Below are 15,446 nucleotides of genomic sequence, written 5' to 3' on the forward strand. Positions count from 1 at the left end.
TTCGGGCACGATCATGCTGGCCGCGGATCGCGGGAGACGACCGCGCCGTGGAGGGCGCCCCGATCGCGGGAGACCACCGACCACGGGAGACGTCGGCTGTGCGGGCAGCACCGGTCAGTTGATCGTGGCGTGCATCTCCCAGACGAGGATCTCGGCCGGTTCGTCGGCGGTGACCCGTCGGCCGCCGGTCATGGTCAGCCGGGCGGCGTCGCCGGTGTTGAGCGGCCCGCTGCCCTCCAGCGTCACTGAGCCGTCGGGCACGTACAGGTGCACGAAGGGCGCGTCGGGGATGGTGACCTCGTCGCCGGGGGTGAGTCGGGCGGCGTGCAGCGTCGCGTACCGGTTGCGGATCCGGATCGCGGACGCGCCGTCGTAACGGTCCATCCCGGAGGCGATCGGCACGAGGCCACCGCGCAGCAGCTCGTCCTCGATCTCCAGCTGCTCGTAGCCGGGGTCGACGCCCTGCTCGTCGGGGAGCACCCACATCTGCACGAAGTGCACCGGGTCGCTGTGCGGCTCCTGGTTGTCGAGCCGCCAGGCGTCGTTCTTCTCCGAGTGCAGGATGCCGGTTCCGGCGCTCATCCGCTGGGCCAGCCCCGGGTAGATGACGCCGGAGTGCCCGGTGGAGTCCTGGTGCACCAGGGAGCCGCGCAGCACCCAGGTGACGATCTCCATGTCCTGGTGGGGGTGGGTCTCGAAACCGGCACCCGGGCGTACCACGTCGTCGTTGTTGACCAGCAGCAGACCATGGTGGGTGTTGGCCGGGTCGTAGTGCCGGGAGAACGAGAACGAGTGCTTGGAGTCCAACCAGGAGATCCGGGTGGCGAAGCGGTCGTCGGCGCGACGGACGTCGACCGCGGGGGCCGGTGCGGTCACCAGGCACGCTGCCCGGCGTCGGGGATCGACGGCGCCCAGGTCAGGGCGGGCTCTCCGGTGGCCAGTTCGGCGATCTCGCCGGTACGCAGCTGCGGCGTGTGGCCGAACTCGGCGCAGTGCTGCTCGGCGATCTCGGCACAGATGTCGGCCACCTGCTCGCAGATCGGGTCACCCAGATCGGCCGCGTTCAACGCCATGATCATCTTGAACCGGAGATCCCGCATGTTCACCTCCGAGCGCCACTGTCCCGCCACCTTCGGACCCTACCCGCCGCCCATACCCGGCACCCCGGAACCGCGCAGCAGCCCAAGATCGACACAACGTCGGCGATGTGGGGGCATCCCGGCGAGGCAACGCCGCCAGATCGCCGACCTGGAGTGGATCAAGGCGCCGACCGCAGACAAGCCCCGGCGCCGCACGCCCACCCGAGCACAGCACAGCGCGGCGCCGCCCGCACTCGGGTGCGGGCGGCGCCGGGGGCAGGTGAGATTGGTCAGAAGAAGCGGCGGCGCTTGGCCTTCTGGGGGCGGAGCAGGTCGGCGCCCTTGGTCAGCAGCCGGGTCGCCCCGGAGGGACCACGTCGGGCCTCCAGGGTGTGGCTGAGTCGACGGGCGCCGGCCGCGGCTACCGGCACCGCGATCGCCATCACCGCCCACTGGGCAATGCGCTTCTGGATCATGTGGGTTCACCTCCGTCAGTGGCTTCTGACGTCACTGATACCCAGTGTGACGTGCGGGTAAGCGCGTCAGCTCAGAACCGGGGCGACCGGGTTGGGCAGCGCCCCGCCGAAGCGCCGGTCCCGCTGCGCGAACAGCTCGCACGCGTACCAGAGGTGGCGGCGGTCGAAGTCGGGCCAGAGGGTGTCCAGGAAGACCAACTCGGCGTACGCGGTCTGCCAGAGCAGGAAGTTGGAGATCCGTTCCTCCCCGGAGGGGCGCAGGAACAGGTCCACCTCGGGGATCTCCGGGTGGTAGAGGTACTTCGCGACGGTCTTCTCGGTGACCTTCGCCGGGTCCAGTCGACCGGCCGCCACGTCCCGGGCGATCGCGGCGGCGGCGTCACCGATCTCGGCCTGCCCGCCGTAGTTGACGCAGAACTGCAGGGTCAGCGTCGAGTTGCCCTGGGACATCTCCTCGGCGGTCTGCAACTCGGAGATGACGCTCTTCCACAACCGCCCGGGGCGACCCGACCAGACCACCCGGACGCCGAGGTCGACCAACTGGTCGCGACGGCGGCGGATGACATCCCGGTTGAACCCCATCAGGAACCGGACCTCGTCCGGCGAGCGCCGCCAGTTCTCGGTGGAGAAGGCGTACGCCGACAGGTACGGGATGCCCATCTCGATGGCACCCTCGATGGTGTCGAAGAGGCTGTGCTCCCCCGCCTCGTGCCCCTTGGTGCGGGGCAGCCCGCGCTCCTTGGCCCACCGACCGTTGCCGTCCATCACCACCGCCACGTGCTTCGGCACCGCCTCGGTGGGCAGTGCCGGCGGCCGGGCGCCGGACGGGTGTGGTGTCGGCGGGGTCGGCTCACGCCGGCTGGCCTTCTTGGATCGGATCACTCGGTCACTCCCTGTTCGCGCCGTCCGCCCCGGCCTCGACGTCGCCCTGTGGCCGGAGCACCACGGCTCCGCCGCCTTCCGGGGGCGGGGCCGTGCCGGCCGCCGAGGGACCCCGGTCGACCAGCGGCAGCGAGCGTAGCGCGCGCTCCAGGTGCCACTGCAGGTGAGCGGCGACCAGTCCGCTGCACTCCCGGCGTACCCCGGTGTCGGTGGCGTCGGCGACCACCCAGTCGCCGGTGGTCAGCGCGGACATCAGGTCGATGGTGGCCGGCGCGGGGTGGGCCGCGCCGGGTGGCCGGCAGTCGGGGCAGACGGCGCCGCCGGCCGGCACGGAGAACGCCCGGTGCCGGCCGGGGGTGCCGCAGACCGCGCAGGCGACGAGCGCCGGCGCCCAGCCCGCGAGGGCCATCCCCCGCAACAGGTACGCGTCGAGGACCAGGGTGGTGGCGTGCTCACCCCGGGACAGCGCCTTGAGTGCGCCCAGGGTGAGCTGGAACAGCCGCAGCGACGGCTCCCGCTCGACCGGGGTCAGCCGCTCGGCGGTCTCGGCGATCGCGCTGGCCGCCGTGTAGCGCGGGTAGTCCCCCAGGAACCGTTTGCCGTACAGGTCGATGCCCTCGGCCTGGCTGACGGTGTGCAGCGCGCTGCCGTGGTTGCCCTTCGGGTCTCCGGCGAGCTGGAGGTCGACGTGGCCGAACGGTTCCAGCCGGGCGCCGAACTTGCTGGTGGTGCGGCGGACCCCTCGGGCCACCGCGCGCAGCCGGCCGTGTCGACGGGTGAGCAGGGTGATGATCCGGTCGGACTCGCCGAGTTTCTGCACACGCAGCACCACCGCGTCGTCGCGGTAGAGCTGTCGGCGGTACCCGGCCATCGGGCCATTCTCCCTCGGGGTGCGATATCAGGGTTGGTTCGGGGTGCAGGCGCGGAGTAACCCCGATGCGCGCGGCTCTTCACCGGTCGTAGCGTGCTGGCCATGGCAATGCAACCGACCTCCGGCGGTCTCCGTCGGCGCGCCGCCGCCCCCGTGGCCCTGGGGCTGGCGACCACCCTCATCGTGCTCGCCGGGTGCGACAACCTGGCCATGCGTCGGCTCGACTACGACGACACCGAGCCGGTGAAGATCACCAACATCCGGGTGCTGCCGGGTTCCGGCGATGTGGTCGTCCGGGGCACCGGCACCGCGGCGGAGGCGCGGATCAAGCGGGTGGTGCGCTACCAGGGCGGCGAGCCGCAGGCCCGGTACGAGATCAAGGGCAGCGAGCTGGTGCTGGACACCGACTGCGGCGACCGGTGCAGCGTCTCCTACGAGGTCACCGTGCCGGAGGGGGTGGCCCTCCAGGGCGAGTCCGGTTCGGGTGACGTCGAGCTGAGCAGGGTCGGCGCGGTGGAGCTTCGGCTGGGTTCGGGTGACGTACGGGTCACCGGGGCCGATGGCAAGGTCGAGGTGGAGACCGGCTCCGGCAACATCGACGTGAGCGAGGTCAGCGGGGCCGTACGCCTGCGCGCCGGGTCCGGTGACATCACCGCACGACGGCTCGTCGCCACCACGGATGCCGAGGCGGGCTCCGGCAATGTCACAGTCGAGCTGGAAACACCGGCTGCGGCGCGGGTGCACGCGTCCAGCGGCGACGTGACGTTGCTGGTGCCGCCGGGCAGCTACCGGGTGCGCTCCGGTGCGGGCTCCGGCGACACTCGGGTCACCGTCGCCGACGACCCGGCCGCGTCCCTGGTGCTCGACGGTTCGGCCGGCAGCGGCAACGTGACGATCAGCCAACGTTGACGTCGACGCTGGTCGGCTCCCCGGCCGACCGCTGGGCCGGCACCGCGGCCGGCTCGGGCACACGCCTGGACGACCCCGCACCGACGGAGTCGCCCGACAGCGCACCGGACCGGGCATCCGGCCCGGCAGGGGGCTCGCCGACGGGCGCGGCCGCCTCGGCCGGGCGCGGCGGGCCACCGGGGATCAGCTCCGGGCGGCGACGGGCGGCGACGTCCTCGACCCAGCCGACGGCGAGGGTGACCAGTCCGACCAGCGCGAAGACCAGCAGCACCCGGATGGCCAACCCCACCGGGTCCTGGTGGGACCAACCCACCACGTCGACGAGCGGGGTGAGCGCCACCACGAACGGCATGTGCCAGAGATAGACGGTGAGCGCCCGCCGGTTGACGACTGTCACCGCCCGGTCGGCCAGCCGACTGCGACTCAGCCACGCCACCCCGGAGGGGGCCCGACCCAGGACGACCAGGATGAACGCGGCCGACCAGAGGGCGTTGCCCAGGTGGTTGTCGTTCAGGTCGTACCCGCGTGGGCCGGGATGCCCGACGATCCAGGCACCGCCGCCCACCGCGAGGGCGGCCGCCACCGGGTAGAGCACCCGGCCGGAGAGCCGGCGCAGCATCCCGGCGTGGTGGGCGAAGCCCAGCGTCCACGCCCCGAAGTACAGCCCGAACTCGCGCAGCACCGGTGGTGCCGGGTAGATCCCCGCTTCGATCGCCACCAGGAGGAGGTACGGGGCCAGCACCGTGGGCAGCGGGGCACGCCGGAACAGCCAGAACGCCACGGGTGAGGCGAGCACGAACCACAGGTAGTCGCGCAGGTACCAGATGACGCTCAGGGCCAGTGCGCCCCAGTCGTTGGCCGGCGGGTCGGCGATCGGGAACAGCCACAGCAGCACCCGGGGGCTCACCGGCAGACCGGTGAGCAGCATGGCCGGTACGAAGACCGCCGCGAGCACCCACAGTGACGGCAGCAGCCGACGCAGCCGACGCGCGACCGCCGTCGGCCCGGAGCGGGTCAGCGACGCGGCCATCAACGAACCGGCCAGCGCGAACATCACCGACATGGCGGGGAAGACGAGGGTGAGGGTCGCCCACCCGGTGACGTGGTAGACGACCACTCGGACGATGGCCAGGAATCGGAGCAGATCGAGGTACCTGTTGCGCATCAGCCTGCATCTCGGTCGGGGACGCTTGGCGTTGTTCCCCTACCCTGCGCGGTGCCGCCGCGAAACGGGCAGCACCCCCGACCGAACGTGAATCTTTCCACCACCACGACCGAAGACGATCATGAGGTACGCCGACAGTCGCGCTCCCGCCGACCGGGGCCGGTCGGTGCGGTGGTGTCAGAAGCCCAGCTTGCGCAGCTGCTTCGGGTCGCGCTGCCAGTCCTTCGCCACCCGTACGTGCAGGTCGAGATAGACCCGGCCGCCCAGCAGCTCCTCGATCTGGCGGCGGGCGTTGGTGCCGACCTCCTTGAGCCGGCTCGCCCGATGACCGATCACGATCGCCTTCTGGCTGGGTCGCTCGACGTACACGTCGGCGTAGATCTTCGTCAGTTGACCTTCGGGGATCATCTCCTCCACCACGACGGCGATGGAGTGCGGCAGCTCGTCGCGGACCCCTTCCAGGGCTGCCTCCCGGATCAGCTCCGCGACCATCACCTGCTCGGGGTCGTCGGTCAGCATGTCGTCCGGGTAGAGCTGCGGCGACGGCGGCAGGTAGTCGGTCATCACGTCGACGAGCGTGTCCACCTGGTGCCCGGAGACCGCGCTCACCGGCACCACCGCGGCGAAGTCCCCCAGCTCGCTCACCGCGAGCAACTGCTCCGCCAGCCGGCGCTTGTCCACCAGGTCGGTCTTGGTGACCACCGCCAGCACCGTCGCCTTCAACTCGGCCAACTCGCCGGTGATGAACCGGTCGCCGCGCCCGACCGGCTCGTCCGCCGGGATGCACAGGCCGATCACGTCGACCTCCGTCCAGGTGGACCGGACCAGGTCGTTGAGGCGCTCACCGAGCAGCGTCCGGGGGCGGTGCAGGCCCGGGGTGTCGACCAGGACCAACTGCGACTCCGGGCGGTGCAGCACGGCCCGGATGACGTGCCGGGTGGTCTGCGGTTTGTTCGAGGTGATCGCGATCTTGGTGCCGACGATGGCGTTGGTGAGCGTGGACTTGCCCGCGTTGGGCCGGCCGACGAAACAGCCGAACCCGGCCCGGTACGGCCTCGCCTCCGGGTCCTGCACGGGGCTCACTGGGTCACCGTGCCGAGGACCGTGCCATCCGGGGCGGCCAGGTGGATCGGGGCGTCCACCGCGAGGTCACGCACCGCCGCGTGACCGGCGCCGTCCAGCGTCGACGCCTCGGTCACCACCACCGCCGCCTCCAGCCGACTCGCCCCGGCCGCCACCGCCGACGCGACAGCCAACTGCAACGCGGTGAGGGTCAGCGACGGCAGCGCGACGCTGGCCGCCGCGTACGTCCGGCCGTCCTGATCCCGGACCGCGGCGCCCTCCACGGCGCCGACCCGCCCGCGGGCGCCCCGGGCCAGGACGACCAGCTTGGCGTCCTCGGCGCTCAGCTCGGCTGACGCGGTGGGGGCCGGCCGGGCGGCGGGGGCGGCGGGTGTGTCAGGCATCGGCTGGTTGCCTCTCGTCATCTCGGTGGTTGTCCGTGTCGTCCCCGGGGCCGGCGTGCTCGCCACGCCCCGCGGTGTCCCTCTCGTGCCGCCCCGCGGTGCCCTGCTCGCCGCGCCCCGGGGTGTCCTGTTCGTGGCCCGACTCCACCCGGCTGACCAGGACGGTGTCGATCCGGTTACGCCTGCCGGTGGTGCCCTCGGCGACCAGCCGGAGGCCGGCGACCTCGACCGTCGCACCGGGAATCGGCACCCGCCCCAGCGACTGGGCGAGCAGGCCCCCGACCGTCTCCACCTCGTCGGTGGGCAGGTCGGTGTCGAACATCTCGCCCAGGGTCTCCACCGGCAGGCGGGCGGTCACCCGGACCGAGGAGTCCGCCAGACGTTCGACGGGCGGGCGTTCGACATCGTACTCGTCGGTGATCTCACCGACGATCTCCTCCAGGATGTCCTCGATGGTGACCAGGCCGCCGGTGCCGCCGTACTCGTCGACGACGATGACCAGGTGGTTGCGGGCCGCCTGCATCTCGGACAGCAGGTCGTCGACCGGCTTGGACTCCGGCACGAAGGTCGCCGGGCGCATCAACTCGGCCACCGGCAACTGCTCGGCCTGCGGGTCGCCGCCCCGGGAGCGGCGGATGAGGTCCTTCAGGTAGAGCACGCCCAGCACGTCGTCGACGCTCTCGCCGATCACCGGGATGCGGGAGAAACCGGAACGCAGGAAGAGCGCCAGCGCCTGCGCGAGCGTCTTGCCCTCCTCGATCCACACCATCTCGGTACGCGGCACCATCACCTCGCGGGCGATGGTGTCGCCGAGCGCGAAGACCGAGTGGATCATCTGACGCTCGCCGTGCTCGACGACGCCGCGCTGCTCGGCCAGGTCGACCAGCTCCCGCAACTCCACCTGGGTGGCGAACGGCCCCTCGCGGAAGCCGCGGCCCGGGGTGACCGCGTTGCCGATCAGGATCAGCAACGACGCGAGCGGATTGAGCGCCCGGCCCAGCCACCGGACCAGCGGCGCGACCGCACGACCGACGGCGTACGCGTGCTGCCGCCCGATGGTGCGCGGCGCGACGCCGACCACCACGAAGCTGACCACGGTCATCGCGCCGGCGGTCACCAGCGCCGCCCGCCAACCGGCGCCGAAGCTGTCCACCGCGACCAACGCCACGAGCGTGGTGGCGGTCAGCTCGGCCAGCAGCCGCAGCAACAGGAGCAGGTTGAGGTGCCGGACGACGTCACCGGCGACCGCCTGGAGGGTCCGGGCGCCCCGCACCCCGTCGCGGGCCAGCTCGGCGGCGCGGGCCGGAGAGACCGCGGCGAGAGCCGCCTCGGTCATCGCGATCAGACCGGCCAGCACCACCAGGCCGGCCGCGAAGGCGATCAGCTGCAGGTCGGGAAGGCCGGCGGTGGCACCGGCCGCGAGTAACGGAGGAGTGGACATCACTGGGTGCGGGTCGACCGCCAGCTGGCCAGCAGTCGGGCCTGGAGACCGAACATCTCCCGCTCCTCCTCCGGCTCGGCGTGGTCGTAGCCGAGCAGGTGCAGCACCCCGTGCACGGTGAGCAGGTGCAGCTCGTCGGCGGGCGAGTGCCCGGCCGTCGCCGCCTGCTTGGCCGCGACCTCGGGGCACAGCACGATGTCGCCGAGCAGGGCGGGCTCGCCGCCGGCCGGCGCGGACTCACCCGGGCCGTGGTCGACGCTGCCCTCGTCCATGGGGAAGGCGAGCACGTCGGTCGGGCCGTCGCCACCCATCCAGCGGTGGTTCAGCTCGGTCATGTAGTCGATGTCGACCAACAGCACGGACAACTCGGCGAGGGGGTTGACCCCCATCTCGTCGAGGGCGTGCCGGGCGACGGCGAGCACGGCGTCGGTGTCGACGTCGACACCGGACTCGTTGGCGATCTCGATGGACAACTGCTTTCCTCTGCTTTAGCGGCGGCGGCCGGCCCGGCCGCCCTGGGCGGGTCGCCCGGGCACGGCATGGACGCCCTGCGCCTGCTGGTTCTCCCGCTCGGCGTCCCAGCGGGCGTACGCGTCGACGATCTCCCCGACCAGCCGGTGGCGGACCACGTCGGAGCTGGACAGCTGGGCGAAGTGCACGTCCTCGACGTTCTCCAGGATCTCCCGGACCACCCGCAGACCGCTGGTCGTCCCGCCGGGAAGGTCCACCTGGGTGACGTCACCGGTCACGACGATCTTGGAGTTGAAGCCGAGCCGGGTGAGGAACATCTTCATCTGCTCGGGCGTGGTGTTCTGCGCCTCGTCCAGGATGATGAACGCGTCACTCAGCGTCCGCCCCCGCATGTACGCCAGTGGCGCGACCTCGATCGTGCCCTGGGCCATCAGCTTCGGGATCGTCTCCGGGTCGAGCATCTCGTGCAGCGCGTCGTAGAGCGGGCGCAGGTACGGGTCGATCTTCTCGTTGAGCGTGCCGGGCAGGAAGCCCAGCCGCTCCCCCGCCTCGACCGCCGGCCGGGTCAGGATGATCCGGTTGACCTGCTTGGCCTGCAACGCCTGGACGGCCTTCGCCATCGCCAGGTAGGTCTTGCCGGTGCCGGCCGGGCCGATGCCGAAGACGATGGTGTTCGAGTCGATCGCGTCGACGTAGCGCTTCTGACCGAGGGTCTTGGGCCGGATGGTGCGCCCGCGCCGCGAGAGGATGTTGAGCGTCAGAACCTCGGCGGGCCGCTCGGCGCTGCCCTGCTCGAGCATGCCGACGGTACGCCGGACGGCGTCAGTGGTCAGGGTCTCGCCTTTCTCGATGAGTTCGAGCAGCTCGCTGAAGACCCGCTCGGCGAGGGCGTTGTCCGCGGGGTCACCGGTGATGGTGATCTCGTTGCCGCGGACGTGCACGTCACTGTTGACCGAGCGTTCGACGAGTCGGAGGATCTCGTCGCCTGCGCCGAGCAGATTGACCATGATCTTCGAGTCGGGCACGGTGATCCTGGTCTGCACCCGGGGCGGGCCGGGAGGTGGGGTGCCGGTCATAGGTCGGGCCGAAGGGCCCTGCGCCACCTGCTCTCGATCTCGGCGCCGGTCTGCTGGCCGGCGTGCGGACGTTACACCCATCGTATCCGTTCGACGCGGGCCGCATCGCGCCCATTTCCGCTGGCCGCGATCAACGCCCGGCGCGGAAGTCGTACCGGTCGAAGGTCTCCTGGTGACGGGTGAACCGGTACGTCGCCCAGTGCATCCGGACCACCGCGCCGGTGTCGTCCCGGGTCAGTCGCAGCAGCTCACCGGCCTCCCGACCGGATGCCGTCCGGAACACGTCCGGTCGGTCCGGCAGGGGCACGAAGATCGCCGGCGGCCGTCCGGCCGGGTCGCCGGCCCCGCGTGCCCGCAGGGAGCCGTCCTGCCAGGAGAAGACGTACTCGAAACCCTCGCCCCACCACCGGCCGAGCACGCCCCGGAGGGCCGCCGGCGCGGGCGCGCCCGGCCGCCACGGCTCGATGTCGGCCGGGTCCTGCTCGACCGCCGCGGCCAGCAGCCGGTGCGGCAGGTCGAACAGCTCGGTCGCCGTACCGGACGAACCGAGCACCGCGGCGCCCATCGCGCCGGCCGTACCGTCGCCGCCCCGCCGGCCGTACACACCGGCCAGGAAACCGGGCATCGCCCCGTCGTGCCCCACGTGCATCACCCGTTCGCCCTGCGGGACCAGGATCAGCCCGAGCCCGAAGCCCGCGCCCCAGAGCGTCTCGTCGGTGGTGGTCAGCGGCCAGCGCATCTCGTCCAGCGTCTCGGGGGCGAGCACCGCGCCGGCCGGGTCCAGTGCCGCCGGGTCGGCCAGGAACGCCGCCCAACGCGCCATGTCGGTGGCGGTGCTCCAGAGCTGCGCGGCCGGGCCGACCGCACCGAAGTCGGTCGGCGGCTCCGGGTGCGCCTCGTCGGAGTACGCGTCGACCAGGAACCCGGTGGCCGCCGTCGGTCGGGGGGTCACCGTGGTGTCGGTCAGCCCGAGCGGCGTCAGGATCCGCTCGCTGAGTGCCTGCGCCCAGCTCTCGCCGCGCAGTCGGGCGACCAGTCGACCGAGCACGGCCATGGCCAGGTTGGAGTAGTGGAACCGGCGGGCCGTCGGCAGCACCCGCTCGGCCCGGTCCAGCTCCGCCACCAACCGGTCGGCGTCCGGTGCGCGCAGGGTGTCCCACACGTCGCCGAACGGCTCGCGTTGCAGACCGGCGGTGTGCGACAGCAACCGGCGTACGGTCAGCTCACCGTGGGCGGGCAGATCCAGGTGCCGGCCCACCGGGTCGTCCAGGTCCAGCAGCCCGTCGTCGCGGCACTGGAGGGTGAGCGCCGCGGTGAAGGTCTTGGTGACCGAGCCGATCCGGAACTGGGTGTCCGGCGCCAGCGGGTTGTCGCTCCCGGTGTCGCCGACGGTGCAGGTCCAGAGCGGTCGGTCGGCCCGGTGCAGCGCCACCGACACCGCCGGCACCCGGGCGTCGGCCTGCACCCGCCGGACGAGTCGACCCAGGTGCTCGTGCCCCCGGGCGGCCGGCTCGCTCACCCGAGGTCCCGGGCCAGCATCGGGCCGAGCGGCGCACCACCGAGCAGATGGGCGTGCGCGTGGAACACCTCCTGCCCGCCGTACGCGCCGGTGTTGAACATCAACCGGAAACCGTCGCCGAGCAGGCCCTCGTCCTCGGCCACGGCGGCGGACGTCGCCAGCACGTCGGCGGCCAGCGCCGGGTCACCCTGGGCGAGGGTGGCGACGTCGGCGTAGTGCTCCTTCGGAATGACCAGGACGTGCACCGGCGCCTTCGGGTCGATGTCGCGGAAGGCGAGCGTGGTGTCGGTCTCCCGGACCACGGTGGCCGGGATCTCCCCGGCGACGATGCGGCAGAACAGGCAGTCGGATCCCATCGGGGCAGTGTAAGGACTGGCAGGTGGCTCGGGCAGGATGGCCGGCATGACGGATCGGGCGGTACTCGTGACCGGAGCCTCGCGCGGGATCGGCGCCGCGGTGGCACAGGCGTTCGCGGCGAGCGGTGACCGGGTGGCGATCCACCACCGCGATTCGGCCGACGCGGCCGAGGACCTGCGGTCGCGACTGCCCGGTGCCGGGCACGTGGTGGTCCGCGCGGACCTCACCGACCCGGACGCGGTCCGGGCCATGGTCGACCGGGCCGCCGAGGCGCTCGGCGGGTTGGACGTGCTGGTCAACAACGCCGGGACGTACGGCGACCGGGACGACCCGCACCCGGTCTTCGGCGCCTCCTACGAGCAGTGGCAGCAGCGCTGGCGGCAGGTGCTGGAGACCAACCTGACCGGGGCGGGCAATGTCATCTGGTGCGCCGCCCAGCACATGCGCGACCGTGGCGGGCGGATCGTCAACGTCTCGTCCCGGGGCGCGTTCCGGGGGGAGCCGCACCAGCCGGCGTACGGTGCCAGCAAGGCGGGGCTGAACGCGTTGGGTCAGTCCCTCGCCGTGGCACTCGCGCCGTACGGCATCGCCGTCGCCACCGTCGCGCCGGGCTTCGTGGCGACCGACATGGTCGCCGAGTACCTGCGCGGGGACGAGGGTGCGGCGATCCGGGCGCAGAGCCCGTTCGACCGGGTGGCCCGGCCGGAGGAGATCGCCGCCGCGGTGCACTGGCTGGCCTCGCCGCAGGCCGAGTGGGCCTCCGGCACGATCGTCGACCTCAACGGCGCCTCCTACCTGCGGAGCTGACGTCGGAACAACCGCCGGATCACCCGGTCCGGGGAGTGGTTCGGTGCACGTGGATGGGTAAGTCCCACCGACATGGCCGACTCCGCGCTGCTGGACCTCACTGCCGACTACCGGGTGGCCGACGGCCACGACGACGACCCCGTCCTGCTCCGACCCGACGGGACTCCCGTCGACACCTGGCGCGAGGACTACCCGTACGACGAACGGATGGACCGCGACGAGTACGACCGGGACAAGCGGCTGCTCCAGATCGAGCTGTTGAAGCTCCAGGACTGGATCAAGGAGTCCGGCGAGCGGCTGCTGATCATCTTCGAGGGGCGGGACGCGGCCGGTAAGGGCGGCACCATCAAGCGCTTCATGGAGCACCTCAACCCGCGCGGCGCGTCGGTGGTGGCACTCGCCAAACCGGACGAGCGGGAGGCCGGCCAGTGGTACTTCCAGCGGTGGTTGGCGCACCTGCCGGCGGCCGGTGAGATCGTGCTGTTCGACAGGTCCTGGTACAACAGGGCCGGCGTCGAGCGGGTGATGGGCTTCTGCGGCCGCAAGGAGTACCTGGAGTTCCTGCGGCAGGCCCCGGAGCTGGAGCGGATGCTGGTGCGCTCGGGCATCCGGCTGGTCAAGTTCTGGTTCTCCGTCTCCCAGAACGAGCAGCGCACCCGGTTCGCGATCCGCCAGGTCGACCCGGTCCGGCAGTGGAAGCTGTCCCCGATGGACATCGCGTCGCTGGACCGGTGGGACGAGTACACGGAGGCCAAGGAGGCGATGTTCTTCTGGACCGACACGGCCGACGCGCCGTGGACGGTGGTGAAGAGCAACGACAAGAAGCGGGCGCGGCTGGAGGCGATGCGGCACGTGTTGCACCGCTTCGACTACGACGGCAAGGACCTCGCGGTGGTCGGCACACCCGACCCGCAGATCATCGGGAACGCCGGGCTGGACCTGGGGCCGGAGGAGGAGGTCGTGCCGGTGTTCCCGAGGCCCTGAACGGTCACCAGCGGCCGAGGCGGGTGGCGAGCACGCTGAGCGCCGCCACTCCGGCGGTCGAGGTACGCAACACCGCCGGACCGAGCCGCACCGGTCGGCCGCCTGCCTCGCGGAACGCGGTCAGCTCGGCCGGGGCGATGCCACCCTCCGGGCCGACCACCAGGACGATCTCACCGGAGGTCGGCAGGTCGGCGGTGGTCAGCCGCTCGTCGGCCTCCTCGTGCAGCACGAACGCGGCGGCGGCACCGGCGATCCGGCGGGCCACCGTGGCGGTCGACTCGTCCGGCGACCCGGCCACCACCGGCAGCCACGGCCGGCGGGCCTGCTTGGCCGCCTCCCGGGCGGTCGACACCCACTTCTCCCGGGCCCGTACGCCCCGGTCACCGCGCCACTGGGTCACCGAACGCGACGCCGCCCACGGCACGATCTCGTCGACGCCGACCTCGGTCATCGCCTGCACGGCCAGCTCGCCCCGGTCGCCCTTCGCGATGCCCTGCACGGTGACGATCCGGGGTACCGGCGCGTCCGCGTACCCCCGGGAGGCGACGGTGACCTCCAGGCTGCCCCGGCCGACGGCGGTGACCACGGCGGCGGCCGTGCCGCCCCGGCCGTCGGCGAGCAGCAGTTCCTCACCGACGCGCAGCCGCTGCACGGTCGCGGCGTGGTGCCCCTCCGGACCCGCCAGGGTCAGCGCGTCGCCGGTGGGCAGCGCCTCGACCAGGAAGAGCGGCGCGGACACCTCAGGCGTGCCCGTTGAACGCGTCGCGCATCCGGGAGAAGAAGCCGCCCTGCTTGGACAGCTCGGCGACCTCCTCACCGCGGGTCTTGGCGAAGTCGCGCAGCATCTTCTCCTGGTCCGGGTCGAGCTTGGTGGGTGTCCGCACGTCCAGGTGCACGTAGAGGTCGCCGCGACCGGTGCCGCGCAGGTGCGGCACGCCCCGGGCGCGCAGCCGCAGCGTGCTGGCCGGCTGGGTGCCGGCCTTGACGTCGACGGTCTCCTCGCTGTCCAGGGTCTTGATGGTGAGCCGGGTGCCCAGCGCCGCCGCGGTCATCGGCACGGTGACCCGGCAGTGCAGGTCGTCACCCTTGCGGGAGTAGACGTCGTGCGGCCGCTCGTGGATCTCCACGTAGAGGTCACCGGCCGTGCCGCCACCCGGGCCGACCTCGCCCTGCTGTGCCAGCCGGATCCGCATGCCGTCCTCGACCCCGGCCGGGATCTTGACGGTCAGCGAACGGCGGGTACGCACCCGACCGTCGCCCGCGCAGGTGGGGCACGGGTGCGGGATGGTGGTGCCGTAGCCCTGGCACACGGTGCACGGCCGGGCGGAGACCACCTGGCCGAGGAAGGTGCGCTGCACCGACTGCACCTCGCCGCGACCGGCACACGCCTCGCAGGTCGCCAGGTGGGTGCCGGCGGCCGTGCCGGCGCCGGAGCAGGTGGTGCAGAGCACCGCGGTGTCGACGGTGATCGGCGCCTCGACGCCGAACGCCGTCTCGTGCAGGTCGAGTTCGAGTCGCAGGATCGCGTCGGCGCCCGGGCGGGTACGCGGACGCGGACCCCGGGTGTTGCCCCCGGCACCGCCGAAGAACGCGTCCATGATGTCCTGGAAACCGACGAACGGGCCGGCACCGCCGGGGCCCCCGGGGCCTCCGGCACCGCCGCCGCCCGGGGCGAGCGGGTCGCCACCCAGGTCGACGATCTGCCGCTTCCGGTCGTCCGAGAGGACCTCGTACGCGGCGTTGATGTCCTTGAACTTCTCCTGAGCCTCCGGGTCCGGATTGACGTCCGGGTGGAACTGGCGCGCCAGCTTGCGGTAGGCGCGCTTGATCTCGTCATCGGAGGCTTCCCGGCTCACACCGAGGATGCCGTAGTAGTCCCTGGCCACTGCGTTCCGTGTCCTCATGTTCGTCTCGCGTTGCGCCGATCCGGCAGCCGCCGGCCG

At 72.2% G+C, this 15,446-nt stretch carries 18 protein-coding genes; 3 read left to right on the top strand and 15 right to left on the bottom strand.

Annotated features, from left to right (window positions below):
• Positions 1-114: 114 nt before the first annotated feature.
• The 5 genes from O7616_RS29395 to recO form a co-directional block, all read right to left on the bottom strand.
• Positions 115-876, bottom strand: a complete 762-nt coding sequence (locus tag O7616_RS29395; RefSeq protein ID WP_282304925.1) for a pirin-like bicupin family protein — start codon at positions 874-876, stop codon at positions 115-117.
• The gene (locus tag O7616_RS29400) at positions 873-1,130 is read right to left on the bottom strand and encodes a thioredoxin reductase (protein WP_282304926.1); all 258 of its coding nucleotides are present in this window, start codon (positions 1,128-1,130) and stop codon (positions 873-875) included. Before O7616_RS29400 ends, O7616_RS29395 begins: the two co-directional genes overlap by 4 nt.
• A gap of 239 nt (positions 1,131-1,369) precedes the next feature.
• Positions 1,370-1,555 carry a hypothetical protein gene (locus O7616_RS29405; RefSeq protein ID WP_282257141.1) on the bottom strand — a complete coding sequence of 62 codons (186 nt, stop codon included), beginning with the start codon at positions 1,553-1,555 and terminating at the stop codon, positions 1,370-1,372.
• A 66-nt stretch (positions 1,556-1,621) separates the two neighbouring features.
• A complete protein-coding gene (locus tag O7616_RS29410) occupies positions 1,622-2,437 on the bottom strand; it encodes an isoprenyl transferase (protein WP_282304927.1) in 816 nt (271 codons plus the stop codon).
• Between the two features lie 4 nt (positions 2,438-2,441).
• A complete protein-coding gene (gene recO / locus O7616_RS29415) occupies positions 2,442-3,308 on the bottom strand; it encodes a DNA repair protein RecO (protein ID WP_282304928.1) in 867 nt (288 codons plus the stop codon).
• Positions 3,309-3,410: 102 nt separating this feature from the next.
• Between recO and O7616_RS29420 the strand changes: the two genes are divergently transcribed.
• A complete protein-coding gene (locus O7616_RS29420) occupies positions 3,411-4,217 on the top strand; it encodes a DUF4097 family beta strand repeat-containing protein (protein ID WP_282304929.1) in 807 nt (268 codons plus the stop codon).
• Here O7616_RS29420 and O7616_RS29425 read toward each other — a convergent pair.
• The 8 genes from O7616_RS29425 to O7616_RS29460 all read right to left on the bottom strand — a co-directional run bounded on the left by O7616_RS29425 (position 4,204) and on the right by O7616_RS29460 (position 11,711).
• The gene (locus tag O7616_RS29425; protein ID WP_282304930.1) at positions 4,204-5,382 is read right to left on the bottom strand and encodes an acyltransferase; all 1,179 of its coding nucleotides are present in this window, start codon (positions 5,380-5,382) and stop codon (positions 4,204-4,206) included. The genes O7616_RS29420 and O7616_RS29425 overlap by 14 nt on opposite strands.
• A gap of 177 nt (positions 5,383-5,559) precedes the next feature.
• On the bottom strand, positions 5,560-6,465 hold the full coding sequence (gene era / locus O7616_RS29430) for a GTPase Era (protein WP_282257136.1): 906 nt from the start codon (positions 6,463-6,465) through the stop codon (positions 5,560-5,562).
• Positions 6,462-6,848, bottom strand: a complete 387-nt coding sequence (locus O7616_RS29435; RefSeq protein WP_282257134.1) for a cytidine deaminase — start codon at positions 6,846-6,848, stop codon at positions 6,462-6,464. The genes era and O7616_RS29435 overlap by 4 nt, the downstream gene beginning before the upstream one ends.
• A complete protein-coding gene (locus tag O7616_RS29440) occupies positions 6,841-8,313 on the bottom strand; it encodes a hemolysin family protein (protein ID WP_282307769.1) in 1,473 nt (490 codons plus the stop codon). Before O7616_RS29440 ends, O7616_RS29435 begins: the two co-directional genes overlap by 8 nt.
• Positions 8,289-8,762, bottom strand: a complete 474-nt coding sequence (gene ybeY / locus O7616_RS29445) for an rRNA maturation RNase YbeY (RefSeq protein WP_282257133.1) — start codon at positions 8,760-8,762, stop codon at positions 8,289-8,291. The genes O7616_RS29440 and ybeY overlap by 25 nt, the downstream gene beginning before the upstream one ends.
• A 15-nt stretch (positions 8,763-8,777) precedes the next feature.
• On the bottom strand, positions 8,778-9,836 hold the full coding sequence (locus O7616_RS29450; RefSeq protein ID WP_269682781.1) for a PhoH family protein: 1,059 nt from the start codon (positions 9,834-9,836) through the stop codon (positions 8,778-8,780).
• Between the two features lie 130 nt (positions 9,837-9,966).
• Entirely contained in the window at positions 9,967-11,355 is a 1,389-nt protein-coding gene (locus tag O7616_RS29455; protein WP_282304931.1) for a serine hydrolase domain-containing protein, read from the bottom strand.
• Complete coding sequence (locus tag O7616_RS29460; RefSeq protein WP_282304932.1) at positions 11,352-11,711, bottom strand: histidine triad nucleotide-binding protein; 360 nt, start codon at positions 11,709-11,711, stop codon at positions 11,352-11,354. Before O7616_RS29460 ends, O7616_RS29455 begins: the two co-directional genes overlap by 4 nt.
• A gap of 46 nt (positions 11,712-11,757) precedes the next feature.
• Between O7616_RS29460 and O7616_RS29465 the strand changes: the two genes are divergently transcribed.
• Both O7616_RS29465 and ppk2 read left to right on the top strand, forming a co-directional pair.
• The gene (locus O7616_RS29465; RefSeq protein ID WP_282304933.1) at positions 11,758-12,519 is read left to right on the top strand and encodes an SDR family oxidoreductase; all 762 of its coding nucleotides are present in this window, start codon (positions 11,758-11,760) and stop codon (positions 12,517-12,519) included.
• 72 nt (positions 12,520-12,591) lie between these two features.
• On the top strand, positions 12,592-13,503 hold the full coding sequence (ppk2, locus tag O7616_RS29470) for a polyphosphate kinase 2 (RefSeq protein ID WP_282257128.1): 912 nt from the start codon (positions 12,592-12,594) through the stop codon (positions 13,501-13,503).
• 4 nt (positions 13,504-13,507) lie between these two features.
• On the opposite strand, the gene O7616_RS29475 is transcribed toward ppk2, so the two are convergent.
• Positions 13,508-14,242, bottom strand: coding sequence for a 16S rRNA (uracil(1498)-N(3))-methyltransferase (locus O7616_RS29475; protein WP_282304934.1), 735 nt, complete (start codon positions 14,240-14,242; stop codon positions 13,508-13,510).
• Between the two features lies 1 nt (position 14,243).
• On the bottom strand, positions 14,244-15,389 hold the full coding sequence (gene dnaJ, locus O7616_RS29480; protein ID WP_282264793.1) for a molecular chaperone DnaJ: 1,146 nt from the start codon (positions 15,387-15,389) through the stop codon (positions 14,244-14,246).
• Positions 15,390-15,446: the final 57 nt, after the last annotated feature.

Source organism: Micromonospora sp. WMMD964 (assembly GCF_029581455.1).
GTDB lineage: Bacteria > Actinomycetota > Actinomycetes > Mycobacteriales > Micromonosporaceae > Micromonospora.

What these genes read in the sequence shown, in the direction of transcription:
- O7616_RS29420 (WP_282304929.1), top strand. Translation starts at nt 3,411, where the DNA reads ATGGCAATGCAACCGACCTCCGGCGGTCTCCGTCGGCGCGCCGCCGCC.
- O7616_RS29460 (WP_282304932.1), bottom strand. Translation starts at nt 11,711, where the DNA reads ATGGGATCCGACTGCCTGTTCTGCCGCATCGTCGCCGGGGAGATCCCG.
- recO (WP_282304928.1), bottom strand. Translation starts at nt 3,308, where the DNA reads ATGGCCGGGTACCGCCGACAGCTCTACCGCGACGACGCGGTGGTGCTG.
- O7616_RS29435 (WP_282257134.1), bottom strand. Translation starts at nt 6,848, where the DNA reads ATGCCTGACACACCCGCCGCCCCCGCCGCCCGGCCGGCCCCCACCGCG.
- ppk2 (WP_282257128.1), top strand. Translation starts at nt 12,592, where the DNA reads ATGGCCGACTCCGCGCTGCTGGACCTCACTGCCGACTACCGGGTGGCC.
- O7616_RS29405 (WP_282257141.1), bottom strand. Translation starts at nt 1,555, where the DNA reads ATGATCCAGAAGCGCATTGCCCAGTGGGCGGTGATGGCGATCGCGGTG.
- O7616_RS29450 (WP_269682781.1), bottom strand. Translation starts at nt 9,836, where the DNA reads ATGACCGGCACCCCACCTCCCGGCCCGCCCCGGGTGCAGACCAGGATC.
- O7616_RS29465 (WP_282304933.1), top strand. Translation starts at nt 11,758, where the DNA reads ATGACGGATCGGGCGGTACTCGTGACCGGAGCCTCGCGCGGGATCGGC.
- O7616_RS29425 (WP_282304930.1), bottom strand. Translation starts at nt 5,382, where the DNA reads ATGCGCAACAGGTACCTCGATCTGCTCCGATTCCTGGCCATCGTCCGA.